The organism is Cohaesibacter intestini (assembly GCF_003324485.1).
Taxonomy (GTDB): Bacteria; Pseudomonadota; Alphaproteobacteria; order Rhizobiales; family Cohaesibacteraceae; genus Cohaesibacter; species Cohaesibacter intestini.
In genome coordinates, this window is record NZ_QODK01000003.1 from 475096 (window position 1) to 488423 (window position 13328).

Sequence of the window (13328 nt, forward strand, 5' to 3'; positions counted from 1 at the left end):
AGGCAGCGCCTGTCCGTTCGCGACGGGCGCTGCTTCTTTTTTCTGGCTTTAAAGATGAAGGAGGTCTGCGATGGCAGGTTCCTCTTTGCTGTTGTCTGATGACAGCGCCCTTGGCCGCACCGACCGTTTTCTCGAGAAAATCGAAGCCTTCTTCGCATTGCTGAGCGGTCTCACCGTATTTGTTCTGATGGTGCTGGCTGTGCTCTCCGTAGGAGGGCGCAATATCCTGAATCAACCCTTGCCGGGCTATGTCGACTGGATCGAGCAGGCCATGCCGCTGATCGCCTTCATGGGCATCGCCTATGTCCAGCGTTCTGGCGGGCATATCCGCATGGATATGGTGGTCAGTACCCTGGGTGGCCGCCCGCTCTATCTGGTGGAACTGCTCACCACACTGTTCATTCTGGGCTTGATGCTGCTGCTTGTCTGGGGCACATGGTCCCATTTCGAACGCAGCTTCGACTTTGCCATGCCGATGTGGAGCCGTGACAGCTCGATGGACATCGCCTTGCCGATATGGCCGGCCAAGCTGTTGGCTCCGGTTGCCTTCTCGCTGCTCTGTGTGCGGCTTGTTGTGCAGGTTTGGGCCTATCTGCGTGCCTTTATCCGCAATGATACGTCCCCGATTGCTGTGCCGCTTGTTGCCGATGCGGCTCAATTGGCCGCAGAAGAAGCCGGACATGTTTCCGGCCATGACCAATAGGAGAGCCCCATATGGAACCGATTGATATTGGTCTGGCCGTCTCGGGCGGTATGCTCGTCATGGTCCTGTTGGGCATGCGTGTTGCGTTCGCGGCCGGTGCTGCGGGGATGGTCGGCCTGATCTGGATCTTCTGGGCGAAATTCGGCTACAACCCGGATCGTTTTATGAAGGCCGTTACCGTGGCCGTCAAAACCGCCGGGCAGGTGCCCCATTCGAAGGTCTCATCGCAGGCTCTCAGCCTCATTCCGACCTTCATCCTGATTGGCTATCTGGCCTATTATGCCGGCCTGACCCGCGCTTTGTTCGAGGCTGCCAAGCGCTGGTTCGCTTGGGTGCCGGGGGGCTTGGCCGTCTCCACCGTCTTTGCCACCGCTGGCTTTGCCGCTGTGTCCGGGGCTTCTGTTGCGACCTCGGCGGTCTTTGCCCGCATCGCCATCCCCGAGATGCTCAAAATTGGCTATGACAAGCGCTTTGCCGCCGGTGTTGTGGCCGCTGGTGGCACCTTGGCGTCGCTCATCCCACCCTCAGCGATCCTGGTGATCTATGCCATCATCGTGGAACAAGATGTCGGCAAGCTGCTCTTGGCTGGCTTCATTCCCGGTGCTTTTTCTGCGGTCATTTATGGGCTGCTGATCATTGGCATGGCCATGACCATCAAGGGCTTTGGTCCTCCTGTGTCAGGCTTCACTTGGAAAGAACGCTTTGCCGCTTTGCCACCGGCTCTGCCGATCTTGTTTGTGGTCTTCACCATCATCTTCTTCGTCTATAACCCCTTTGGCGGCGATGCCTTTGGAACGCCAACCGAGGGAGGGGCGATTGGGGCCTTTGTGGTCTTCTTGATGGCCCTCAAGCATGGCATGCGCTGGTCAGAATTCAAGGACGCTCTTCTTGAAACCGCTAAGCTCAGCGTGATGATCTTCACCATCATTTGGGGTGTGCTGATCTATGTCCGCTTCCTTGGTTTTGCCAACCTGCCGGGAGCCTTTGCCGATTGGATCACCTCGCTGACCATGTCGCCGATGCTGATCCTGATCTGCATCCTGCTGGCCTATGCGGTGCTTGGCATGTTCATGGATGCCATCGGCATGCTGCTGCTCACCTTGCCCGTCGTCTATCCGGCAGTCATGGCTTTGAATGGTGGCGAGTTCGTCTCCGCCGCTGACAGCACCTTCGGGATGTCAGGCCCGATGTGTGCCATCTGGTTCGGTATTCTAGTGGTCAAAATGGCCGAATTTTGCCTGATCACCCCGCCCATTGGCCTCAACTGCTTCGTTGTGGCCGGGGTTCGGGATGATCTGTCTGTGCAGGATGTGTTCAAGGGCGTTACCCCCTTCTTCATCGCTGATGCAGCCACCATCGCTTTGCTGGTTGCTTTCCCGGCCATTGTGCTTTGGTTGCCAAGTCAGGCCGGCTGACGGCCAAAAGGGATTGAGAAAGACATCAAGGGCGGGAACCAAAAGCGGTTTCCGCCCTTTTTACTTGCTGACAAAAGTAAGAGTGCGTTTTTGTCGCAGCCCGCTGCCTCGGCAGGAATGCCGGGACTCAGGCTCGGCAAAATCCACGAATTGGTCGCAATTTTTGCGGGTTAGAACGATGTAAATAAGTCCAATTGCCCATAAATTAACTGCTATCTGTCTGATCTTAATCCGGTTTTTCGCCTATTAGCTGTTGCTGATACCCAACAGGCCGGTTTCGGATGTTATTTATTTAAAAGTATAAATTTATTATGAAATAGAATTCACTCAACAAAATACGGATTTCTACGCTGTGTATACATGACTTACCTTACGGAAAGGTCTTTGACCTAATGCATGGATTCTTGCGCCTTGTGAAACTAAAGTTGAGCATGTGTAGACTCGCGTTCAAAGGGCGTCGGAGGACCTGATTGTTGAGGCCGAAAGCAGACCTTGGCGATCTGAAAGGCGATTTTGGGAGTGGGTTGCGCATCGACAACCGACACAAGGATCAAGGTCGCAATGGCACAGGTTGTGTATGGCGTCTGGGATGGAGTGGTCCATGATGCGCGCAATGGCGCGATCGCTGAGGAAACTCCTCTCTCGCAACTGAAGAATTTCAATGAGTTTGACGATGGCAACGACATCCGCGCCTTCTTTGCGGACAGGGGCTTTTTCGTCTTTGATGAGACAGTCAGTCTGATCGACTCCCTTTATCGTTATATGGACAAGGCAGCGACACAGTCCTGCGGTGCCTGTACCCCCTGCCGGATGGGCACGGTGCTGGTGCGTGATGCGCTCGACAATATGCGACGGGGCCTCGACTCGGCACTGACCTTTGACGATATCGAGATGCTGGCCGAACAAATGACCGAAACCTCGCTTTGTGGTCTTGGTCAGACCTGCTCGGTCGCCTTGCTTGACGTCCTGCATCATTTCCGCGACAAGCTCGAGGCCGAAGTCGCCAGCCACATGCCGATCCGCGCCCAGCATGGCATGGTTTACATGACCGCTCCTTGCATCGAGGCCTGTCCCTCCAAGGTCAATGTACCCCGCTATATCGACTATATCCGCGATGGACGCCCGAAAAGCTCACTGGCGGTCGTGCTTCAAAAATACCCGATGGCCGCGACCTGTGGCCGGGTTTGTGTGCGCTATTGCGAGCAGGCTTGCCGCCGCAAGTTTGTTGATGAGGCAGTCGGCATCAAATTGCTCAAACGCTATGTCGCAGACCAGCAAAAGGGACCCGCAGCCCTGAAATTCAGCCGCGACATGATCAAGAAACCCCTTGATGACAGCATGAAGGTGGCCGTTATCGGCGCGGGGCCTGCCGGGATTTCCTGCGCTTACCACCTGTTGCTGCATGGCTACAAGGTCGACGTGTTTGAAAAGCTTGAACAGGCCGGTGGCATGGCCCAGATCGGTATCCCCAGCTACCGATTGCCCAAGGACACGCTGGCAATGGAAACCGACATTATCGTCGATCTCGGCGGCCGCTTCCTGTTTGGCCAGCAATTGGGCCGAGATTTCACCATCGATGATCTGTTTGCGCGTGGTTACAAGGCGGTCTTTCTTGGGCTGGGTTGCCAAAAAGGCACGACCCTTGGCGTCAAGGGCGAGGACACCAAGGCGAAAGGCTATTTTAGCGGCATCGAGTTTTTGCTCAAGGTCCACGATCATGTCAACGAGACAGAGGATCTGCGCCTCAAGGGCAATGTCGTTGTTGTCGGAGGCGGTAATGTGGCGATGGATTGCGTCCGCTCGGCCATCCGGTTGGGCGCTGACGACGTCCATTTGATCTACCGCCGCACCCGTGGGGCGATGCCTGCCGACACCGAGGAGGTGGATGCCGCCGACGAGGAAGACATCCACTTCCACACTTTGTGCAATCCAACCCGCATTCTGACCGAACATGGCAAGGTGGTTGGCATAGAGCTGATCCGAATGGAGGAAACCGAGCCGGACGAGAGCGGGCGGCGCAGCGTCCGCCCGGTTCCGGGGACGGAATTCACCATGCCTTGCGACACGGTGATTGCCGCCATCGGCCAGCAGGTCGAAGATGGGGCAATCATCGAGCAGGGGGGGATCAATCTGGATCGCTGGAACTGCATCGAAGCGGCCAAATCGATGGCCACCTCACGGCCCGGCGTCTTTGCGGGCGGTGATTGCGTTACCGGACCATCAACCCTGATCTATGCCATGGCGGCTGGCCTGACGGCGGCCCGCAACATCAACGATTGGATCCAGCTCGGCACCATCCGCTTTTTCAAACGCTCCCGGATGCGCCATCTCCTCTCGGACAACAAATTCCTTGCCGATGATGTGGTTCAGACGCCGGTTCGCGCGGCCTATCGGGTGCATAATCCGGAACTCGACCCCGACTTGCGCAAGCATATGTTTGGAGAAGTAGAAGGCACTATCTCCAGTCAGGATGCCTATGCCGAGGCCCAGCGCTGCATGCGTTGCTATCGGGTCTATTCTGTTGTGACCAAACATTCCATCCCCGAAGGAGCGGACTGAGCCATGTGTACACGCGATCTGACGCACCATGCCCACCGCGACCCCGATGAGGCGACCATCTCGCTGACCATCAACAAAAGCCAGTGCAAGGCGTTCCCGGACGAGACGATCCTTGCCTGCGCACGGCGTCATGACATTTACATCCCGACCCTTTGCGAGCTGGATGATATCGACCATACACCGGGCACCTGTCGTGTCTGTGTTGTCGAGATCACACAGGCTGGTAAGGACAAGACAAAAATTGTCACCGCCTGTGACACCCCCGTGCGCGAGGGACTCGATGTCCAGACCCGGACCCAACGGGTCCGCGACATGCAAAAGCTGCAGGTCGAGTTGCTGATGGCTGACCATTTGCAGGATTGTGCCACCTGCAACCGGCATGGGGACTGCGAGTTGCAGGATCTGGCGCAGTTTGTCGGTTTGAAGGAAAACCGTTTCTTTGATCGCGCCAAGGTCGAGGCCCGCGAGGTTGATCGCTCATCACCTGCCTTGGTGCGTGACATGCGCCGCTGTGTGCGATGCCAGCGATGCGTCGCGGTCTGCCGCCAGCACCAGCAAGTCGATGCTCTCGTCATGGCGGGGGTCGGGGTCAACCGGCTGGTCCAGATGCGCGATGGGGTGGATGCCGCCAATTCCATTTGTGTCTCTTGCGGTCAATGCGTGCTGGTCTGCCCGACCGGAGCTTTGGGCGAGCGGGATGAAACCGATCGGGCATTGGACTTTATTTGCGACCCCGAGCTGACAACGGTGGTCCAGTTTGCACCAGCCGTCCGCGTCGCCTTTGGTGAGGAATTTGGTCTGCCCGCCGGTACCAATGTGGAAGGCCAGATCATCGCCGCTTGCCGCAAGATCGGTATCGACATTGTACTCGACACCAACTTTGCAGCCGATGTGGTGATCATGGAGGAGGGGATCGAGCTTTTGAACCGCCTGAAGGAAGGCAAGAAGCCCACTTTCACCTCCTGCTGTCCCGCATGGATCAATTTCGCCGAGATGCATTATCCCGACATCCTGCCAATGCTATCCTCGACCAAATCACCGCAACAGGTTCTCTCTACCCTGTCCAAGACCTACCTGCCTGACAAGGTCGGCGTGCCTGCTGACAAGATCCGCGTCATTTCGATCATGCCCTGCACGGCCAAGAAAGAAGAGGCGGCGCGGCCGCAACTGGCGACCAATGGTATGCCCGACACCGATGTGGTTCTGACAACCCGCGAGTTTGCACGCCTGCTGCGGCGCGAGGGGATCGATCTCAAGACCATCAAACCCTCAAATTTTGATAATCCCTATATGAGCGAATATTCCGGTGCCGGGGCCATTTTCGGCACCACTGGTGGCGTCATGGAAGCGGCTGTCCGCACGCTTTATGCGGTGATCAATGACAAGGAACTGGACCAAATCGAGCTGGAACAATTGCGCGGCTTCGATGGAGTTCGCTCAGCCAACGTCGATCTCGGCGGCCCATTCGGCAAGGTCAAGGTCGCCATGTGTCATGGCTTGGGGGAAACGCGGGCATTGGTCGAGGCAATCCGCAAGGGAGAGGTAGATTTTGACTTTATCGAAATCATGGCCTGTCCCGGTGGCTGCGTCGATGGTGGCGGATCCCTGCGGTCCAAGAAAGCCTATCTCGACAAGGCCATGGCGCGCCGTGCGACGATCTACAACGTGGATCGGAAGCAGCTTGTTCGCCAGTCGCACAAGAATCTTCAGGTTCAGTCGCTCTATCGCGATTTTCTTGAAGCGCCCAACTCGGACAAGGCCCATGCCTTGCTCCATACCCACTATTCAGATCGCAGGCGCGACATCCACCAGACGGTGCGCGAAATGTGGGATCGGCTGACCATGAGCACCATTGTCTACTGAAAAGGCGATGCAACCCGGCAAACAGGCTGCCGGGTTGTTTTGTCTTCTTGGCAATGGCTTTGCGCGGTTGCATGTGGGCCACTTTTCTCCCACACTGCCACTCGACTGCAATTGCGCTTTGAAGTCAGGAGCTGTTCCCGCATGCGCCTTCCGTTCTTCCGTTCAAAAAAGAGGATATCCAACGAACCTGGAGCCAAGGATACGCTTGTTGTCATCGGTGTGCATCGGGAAGAAGCGGCATTTGGTGAAGAGGTTGCCAAGCTGCTGCAAGGGAAGAATATCGATATCCTGCGGGTAGGTCATGGGCTGTCTGCGCGGCGGCCCCGACCCGATCAGTTGCAAGCCTATCTCGATGGTCACGACCGGCTTTATCGTCGCATTGCGGAGGATATTAGCGACAACTGTCAGCTGATGATCGACCTGCATTGTCGCCAGAAAGATCGTGCCGATGCGGATCTGTTTGCTGCCGATGCCGCCTTTTTGGACCATTGTCTGAAAGCCCATGAAGAAGATCCGCTCATGACGGGCAAATATCTGCGGCCGATCCGCATGGTTTCGGATGCGGACTTGGATGAACTCAGCATGGAGGCCCTGCGTTCACAGCTCTTCTCCAAGCCTGAATTGCCTGAAGCGATCTGGCGTGCCGAACAACCGGTCTATGTCGGATTTGAAATCTATCTTCAAAAGGAAGGAACAGGACATCCCGATGAATGGCTTTTTGCCTGCCGTCTCATCGACATGGTCCGGCGGGTTTTTCTGAAAACCAGACCAGATTGAAAAAGGGGGCCTGAGCCCCCTGATCGTCTGTTTGGCAGGTTCACTTGGTCAGTTCGATCTCGCGCGCTACAAAGTGACTGAGATCGCGATAGCCAGCCGCAGTGAAATGCACTTTGTCCTTGGCGCGCAGCAACCGTTTCTTGCCATCCGCGCCCGGACCGCTCATCTGGAACTTGCCATTCTTGGAGGCGAACCAGGACCAGCTTTCAATATAGGTCACCCCATTGGCCTTTGCCCGTTCGGCGAAAATACCATTGAGATATTGATAGCCTTTGGCGAAGTTGGATTTTCCAACAATCGGCAGGCCGACCCAATAGACCTTGCGCCCCGGCTGCTTGACCGATTGCAGCACCGTGTCGATCCGCTCCTTATAGGCTTTCAACCATCCTTCGGATTGATAATGGTGGCGTTTCTTGCTGCTGCGTATTGTCTGAAGATCGTTGGCACCGAACATCAGGATATAGATCGTAGACTTGTCTTTTTTGCTGATCTTTTTGGCAGCACTCGACCAGTCATAGCGGTCATAACGGACAAGTCCGGTATTGACGCGGCTATACTTGGTCACTTTCAGATTGACCGATTTATCATGGCGAGAAAGTTGCACCAGACCAGCATATAGTCCGTCTGCAAGGGAATCTCCGAGCACCGCTATCGACACCACTTTGGGTGGGTTCTTGTCTTCAGCCGAAGTATCACTGGTCTTCTCTGCTGCCACGCCAAGGCTCATGGTGACGAGGGTCAGCAGGGTGATGACAATCCGCGCCAAAGGGCGCAGAAACATGCCATTCTTCAAGTCGCTCATGTCGCAATCCCGGTTAACAATATGCTAAACATGGTGCAGCAGCCTATGTCCGATTGATGCAGCGTGCAAGCGGTCCGAAGCGAATATTTTAGATAGTGTTAATCCTGCATCAGGTTCATTTCAGATCCGGTATCAAACCTGTCTGGTCAGCTGGGTCTGATCTTGGCCTGTCGTTGTGAAAAAGCCTTTTGCATCAAGGATTCCGTGGCTCATTGCCTCAGAATTCATGATCCTTCAGCGACTGGACCCAATCCTGTACGGTCTCGCTAATTGTCGTGGTGCCCAGCGCTTCCATCCAGCCATTCCAAGTCTCACAGGCCACAACAATTTGCTCGCTGAGGGGAGAGATCGGCAAATCATAGGACCAGCTCACCAACCCGTTTGACTGGAACAGAGCCAGCGCCAACGTGGCGAACACCAGAGCGATCAACGCGCTGCGGACACGGAGCATGGTGTGGTCGGGATGGGACTTGGCCATAGGTCTGCTCCTAGAACTGGAAATAGATGAAGGGGGCTGTGCCCGATGGTGCGATCCATTGGATCACCAGCAATCCTGCGGCAAAAGCCAAGGCCATGCCGACGGTTCCCAGTCGCGACAGCATCACATAGCTGCGCTCATAAGTACGGGCCGGGACAAACTGGCCAATGGCGCAGGTCAGGATCAACCCGACAATGAAGGGCGTCAGCATGGAAATGTCAGTGGTGCCTTGCAGGATCAGCGCCAGATAATCCGTCGCCAGCTGAAGGTTTGGTGCGCGAAAGAAGATCCAGGCAAAGCAGACGACATGAAAGGTGAACAGCACGCCAACAATCCGCCCCACGCCCCGTCGGGTGAGGCGAGACAGACCTGTCAGACGCTCTACGATCAAGGCCGAACCATGGATGATGCCCCAGATAACAAAGGTCATCGCGGCCCCGTGCCAAATGCCGCCCAGCAGCATGGTCAGGAACAGATTGCGATAGGTCCCCACCACGCCGCCGCGATTGCCTCCGAGCGGAATATAGAGATAGTCACGCAGCCATTGCGACAGCGAGATGTGCCAGCGGGTCCAGAATTCCTGCAAACTCGCAGACCGATAGGGCTGGTTGAAATTGCGCTTGAAGTGATAGCCAAGCAGGGCCGCAATACCGATGGCTATGTCGCTATAGCCGGAAAAGTCGCAATAGATCTGCCCCGCATAGGCATAGACCCCCATCACCAGCTCTAGGCTCGACGCCTGTTCAGGGGCCAGAAACACCTCGTCGACATAGAGAGTGGCGAGATAGTTGGCCAAAACCATCTTCTTGAACAGGCCGATCAAGATCAGGAAAAAGCCCTTGCCCATCATCAATCGTGTCAGAACCGGCTTGGTGTCCAGCTGTGGCATGAAGTGGGCCGCGCGCACAATCGGGCCTGCGACCAGCTGTGGGAAGAAAGAGATGTAGAGCGCCAGATCAACAAAGGAACGCGTTGCATGGATCTGCTTGCGGTAAATGTCGACAACGTAAGAGATGCTCTGGAAGGTGAAGAAGGAAATCCCCACCGGCAAGATGATTTCAAGGAACGGCAAATCCCGCTCAAGGCCGATCATCACAAACAGCTCCCTGAGGCTGTCCATGAAGAAACCGGCATATTTGAAATAGCCCAGCAAGCCCAGATCGATCACGACCACTGCCGCAAGGACCCGTTTGCGGTGGCGATCATTGTCGCTGCTGTCGATCAACAGGCCGCCGATATAACTGATCACCGCATTGAACAGCAGCAGCAGACAGAAGGACCAGTCCCAATAGCCATAGAAGAAATAGCTGGCCACCAGTAAAAACAGCTTGCGCATGGACGCCTGTCCGCGCATCAGCCACGAAAGGGAAAAGACGACAAGAAAGAAAAGGCCGAAATCGACGGTTGGAAACAGCATGAATGATCTTGACTATCGCAGAAATAAACAGGAGACCCGTCCCGTCATTGAACAAATATAATCAGACGGGACAGGGCCGAAATCGTGTCGGAAGCGGCGAGATTCTGGCGCTTCGTTGCAACCATAGAGGATTAATTCGAAGCGATTTTCAAGCTGTTTTTGATGGTCCGTTCCAGATAGTCAACAAAGGCCGCAGCACTGCGATCATAGCCTTTGCCGGTCAGGTGAACCCGGTCCTTGGCGGCCAGTTTCTGCCCAGCCCAGCGGGTCACGCCACAGCGCCCGCCCATTGCCGAGGACCAATCCCAATAGAAGCCGGAATAGTCTTTTGCCATGTCTTTGAGCGTGTTGCGTACTGCGGGCAGTTTGTTGGGGGTGTACCAGCCACCGCCGCAAGACAGTTTGCTGGACCGGCGGCGTGCACCATCGGCAGGGCCAATGAACATCATTGCTGCATTTGGCGCGGCATCCTGCATCTTGTCGACCAGACCGCCAGCCATCCTGCGATAGGAAGCCATGTTTAGATTGTCGTTATAGCCTTCATTGGTGCCATAGCCATAGATGATCAGATCTGGATCAAGACGTTTGATGTCGTTGGCCAACAGCCCATCCGACCAGCGGTTGGTGACGGCCACGGTCGCCCCGGCAATGCCGAAATTCACATATTGAATGCCGGGCTTGTCCTTGCCAGTGGCCCAGTTCAGAATGGTGGTCTTGCCCCCGCCATTATGGGTGACGCTCAAGCTCGAGGAGCGACCATCAATGCGGACAAGTTTTGAGCCCGGCTTGGAGGCTCGTGCCGAAACCTTCTTCGAACCACCATCGGTCCGAATGGTGGCGCTGCCCTGACCCGGTCCGACATAAAGGGTAACGGTTGCCCAATCGAACGCGCCCTTTTGGGAGGTCAGAGTCATCTTCGCCCCCGGAGACGAGGAACTGACCCGCACCCCGGAAAGGCCATAGGGGCCGCTCTTGGTTTTAAGGGAGTTGGCCGACGACCAGCCGCGTCCGGCGCTGAGTTTCAAGCCATCCGCATGCGCCCATTTGTAAGCCTTGGCCGGAATCACCGCCCCGCGACCGGCATCGCCATACATCGCCTGCAGGCGACGGCGAATGCCTCGGGTGAAACTATCCGACGCAATGTGACTGTCTCCAACATGCAAAATGGTGATCGGTTGGTTCAGGCTGCCTGCTTTTAAAGCACGCATCTTTGCCAGGAACCGGTTGCTATTGCCAGAGATCGGCCCAACTGGCTGCGGTTGCGGGTCTGCTTCAAAGCCAGCAGGAGGCGCAATCGAGGCGACCTTGTTATCGACAGCTTCGCTCAGATTGGCCGGCCGCGCCTTTGGCAGTTCGTGTAAAAGCGTCTGCTTGTTTTCTTCAACCTGTACCGCAATCGGATCGGAAGGCGCCAGCGCTGCGACCTTGATCGGCACGGTTTCAACCTTGGTTGGCTTCAAAGCCTCAGACGCATTTGCTTCGGAGGCATCCGCCTCACGGGCATCGACCTTGCGAACGTCAACAGTCGCTGGTGTCTGGGTTTGGGCGCCAGGAAGCGCATCCGTCAAGGCAAGCTTTGGTGCATCCGGTTTCAGGCTCGGGGCCAACGTTTCGACTTTTTCACGAAATGCCAGTTCGGACTCTGGTGTCACGCCAATGGCTGGCAGATTGCTTGCGATCACAATCGAGCCGGTTTCAAGTGGCACGCTGAGATAAAGAGAGGGATCTACCGCCAAACCCGCCGGATAGATCGGCTCGGCCTGCTTCATGTCCAGTTGCGCCAAGGTCCAGCTATTGCCGATCCGTGCTTGTGAATAGAGGCTTTTCAGATCCGCAATGGACTGCGACATGTCGCGGTTCTTTTGCCGCAAATGTTGCAGTTCCAGCATCATCGAATGATTGAGCGCTTCCAGCTTCGAGATCTTTTGGGCACTCTGACGCAGAGCATCGAGAGGCGCGCGATCCGATAGCGGTGCAAATTCCTGACTGCTCTGTTTGGTCGGGGCGGTGAGGCCTGGAATTTCCTGCCCATTATTGAGCATGTACAAGCCCGTGATCGACACGCCTGCCAGCACGCTAAGCGAGAGCAGCCCTGTCATCAGCATTGCTGTCAGACCACGCTCCTGCGGCGCAGGGGCTGATCGGTGCGGCGGGCGCACGGCCGCGGTCGCCCGAGGCTGCTGCGAACGCTGCAGACGCTGTTGCTGTGGGTGAGGGGCGTGATGCTGGGCCTGAGGACGCGTTTGGGGCCGCATCTGTGGCTGATGCTCAACAGGGCGATAGCCATGACGGGCATGTTCGACCGGTGCACCCGGATTGGGTGCATAGGCATGGCCCTGAATAGGCGGATGGCCGTGCGCACTTGGCATCGCTGCTTGCTGGTGTGCCCGGGGGTGGCCCTGAGGCTGGCCCTGAAGTTGGCGTTGAGCACCGGGCAGGTGATGGATTTGCGCCGAGGGAGCAGGTCCCTGCTGGCCGTGACCCTGTTGTCCCTGAGGGAAAGGATGATTGCCTGCGGAATGTTGTCCAGTTGTCGGGCCCTGTGGATGCTGCTGCGCTCGTTCGGCCATGGCCGGGTGAGCGGGATCGACGGGTGCCATCTGTTTGAACTGGGTCTGAGACATAAGCTCTGATCTCTACGCTGGCTGCACATATGGGCAAACTGAACCCGAAAACCCGACCGGGCTAGAACGCGTGCAAATACTGAAAGTAAATCAAAAGTGACTGTTTATGCTTAATTTTCCCTAAATATTGCCCGGAGCTCTGTCCATTTTTCTGATGTCATACCCCTGCCTGATCAAGCTATGCGCCTCAGTTTAGGTGTTAAGTGATTGAAAGGACAAAGAAAGGTGAGCGTAGTAGAAGGCAGCTCTCTATAACCTGCCAACAGTGTAGCCTATCTCTCTATCGGTGTCTTTACTTGATCATTGTGACTGAACTATGAGCCTTCTTCCAAGAAGAACCCGGATGCGAAGGGCATGGTTGCTGATCTTGCTGCGCAAGCAAGAGCCAAATATCCGCAGGATAGTGGGGTTTTTCGTCTCTTGTTGCCTGTCATTTCGCAATTTGATCCACCTTTGGGTGTTCGCTAGCGGATTTTCTGTATGGGTTGTAGCAAAATATTTATTTCTTACCGCCAGTATCCACTTGGGTATTTAAGTATTGTGTGTCGCGTGTGGGGAATTTGTTATGGTTCTATTGTCATCCCGACAGAGTTTTTTCGTTGGTTGCAGTCGGCGTCGGTCCTTGTTGATCGCCGTTGCTCTCATTCCCGCTGCGACTGGTGTGGTTGCAGCAGATAACCAACCGGCCGA

At 55.9% G+C, this 13328-nt stretch carries 9 protein-coding genes; 5 read left to right on the top strand and 4 right to left on the bottom strand.

All coding sequences use genetic code 11. The features are described 5' to 3' along the window. The first annotated feature begins 70 nt into the window (after positions 1–70). The 5 genes from DSD30_RS12860 (at position 71) to DSD30_RS12880 (ending at position 7317) form a co-directional block, all read left to right on the top strand. A complete protein-coding gene (locus DSD30_RS12860) occupies positions 71–703 on the top strand; it encodes a TRAP transporter small permease subunit (protein ID WP_114010073.1) in 633 nt (210 codons plus the stop codon). A gap of 11 nt (positions 704–714) precedes the next feature. Continuing rightward, complete coding sequence (locus tag DSD30_RS12865) at positions 715–2118, top strand: TRAP transporter large permease (RefSeq protein WP_114010074.1); 1404 nt, start codon at positions 715–717, stop codon at positions 2116–2118. Between the two features lie 561 nt (positions 2119–2679). Then, positions 2680–4677 (top strand): FAD-dependent oxidoreductase, encoded by a 1998-nt coding sequence (locus DSD30_RS12870; protein WP_114010075.1) that lies wholly within the window; start codon positions 2680–2682, stop codon positions 4675–4677. A gap of 3 nt (positions 4678–4680) precedes the next feature. Next, positions 4681–6540, top strand: coding sequence for a [FeFe] hydrogenase, group A (locus DSD30_RS12875; protein WP_114010076.1), 1860 nt, complete (start codon positions 4681–4683; stop codon positions 6538–6540). 141 nt (positions 6541–6681) lie between these two features. After that, positions 6682–7317 (top strand): hypothetical protein, encoded by a 636-nt coding sequence (locus DSD30_RS12880; RefSeq protein WP_114010077.1) that lies wholly within the window; start codon positions 6682–6684, stop codon positions 7315–7317. Between the two features lie 40 nt (positions 7318–7357). Here the strand turns inward: DSD30_RS12880 and DSD30_RS12885 are convergent, their stop codons facing one another. From DSD30_RS12885 to DSD30_RS12900, 4 genes are all read right to left on the bottom strand, one after another. Next, positions 7358–8119, bottom strand: a complete 762-nt coding sequence (locus DSD30_RS12885) for an SGNH/GDSL hydrolase family protein (protein WP_114010078.1) — start codon at positions 8117–8119, stop codon at positions 7358–7360. A gap of 217 nt (positions 8120–8336) precedes the next feature. Further along, positions 8337–8597, bottom strand: coding sequence for a hypothetical protein (locus tag DSD30_RS12890; protein WP_114010079.1), 261 nt, complete (start codon positions 8595–8597; stop codon positions 8337–8339). A gap of 10 nt (positions 8598–8607) precedes the next feature. Beyond that, positions 8608–10014, bottom strand: a complete 1407-nt coding sequence (locus tag DSD30_RS12895; RefSeq protein ID WP_114010080.1) for an MBOAT family O-acyltransferase — start codon at positions 10012–10014, stop codon at positions 8608–8610. Positions 10015–10145: 131 nt separating this feature from the next. Further along, positions 10146–12638 (bottom strand): GDSL-type esterase/lipase family protein, encoded by a 2493-nt coding sequence (locus tag DSD30_RS12900; RefSeq protein ID WP_114010081.1) that lies wholly within the window; start codon positions 12636–12638, stop codon positions 10146–10148. Between the last annotated feature and the right edge of the window lie 690 nt (positions 12639–13328).

Bases quoted from the DNA above. Each gene is read 5' to 3' on its own strand.
- DSD30_RS12870 (WP_114010075.1), top strand. From the start codon at position 2,680: ATGGCACAGGTTGTGTATGGCGTCTGGGATGGAGTGGTCCATGATGCG.
- DSD30_RS12875 (WP_114010076.1), top strand. From the start codon at position 4,681: ATGTGTACACGCGATCTGACGCACCATGCCCACCGCGACCCCGATGAG.
- DSD30_RS12890 (WP_114010079.1), bottom strand. From the start codon at position 8,597: ATGGCCAAGTCCCATCCCGACCACACCATGCTCCGTGTCCGCAGCGCG.
- DSD30_RS12885 (WP_114010078.1), bottom strand. From the start codon at position 8,119: ATGAGCGACTTGAAGAATGGCATGTTTCTGCGCCCTTTGGCGCGGATT.
- DSD30_RS12900 (WP_114010081.1), bottom strand. From the start codon at position 12,638: ATGTCTCAGACCCAGTTCAAACAGATGGCACCCGTCGATCCCGCTCAC.
- DSD30_RS12880 (WP_114010077.1), top strand. From the start codon at position 6,682: ATGCGCCTTCCGTTCTTCCGTTCAAAAAAGAGGATATCCAACGAACCT.
- DSD30_RS12865 (WP_114010074.1), top strand. From the start codon at position 715: ATGGAACCGATTGATATTGGTCTGGCCGTCTCGGGCGGTATGCTCGTC.
- DSD30_RS12895 (WP_114010080.1), bottom strand. From the start codon at position 10,014: ATGCTGTTTCCAACCGTCGATTTCGGCCTTTTCTTTCTTGTCGTCTTT.
- DSD30_RS12860 (WP_114010073.1), top strand. From the start codon at position 71: ATGGCAGGTTCCTCTTTGCTGTTGTCTGATGACAGCGCCCTTGGCCGC.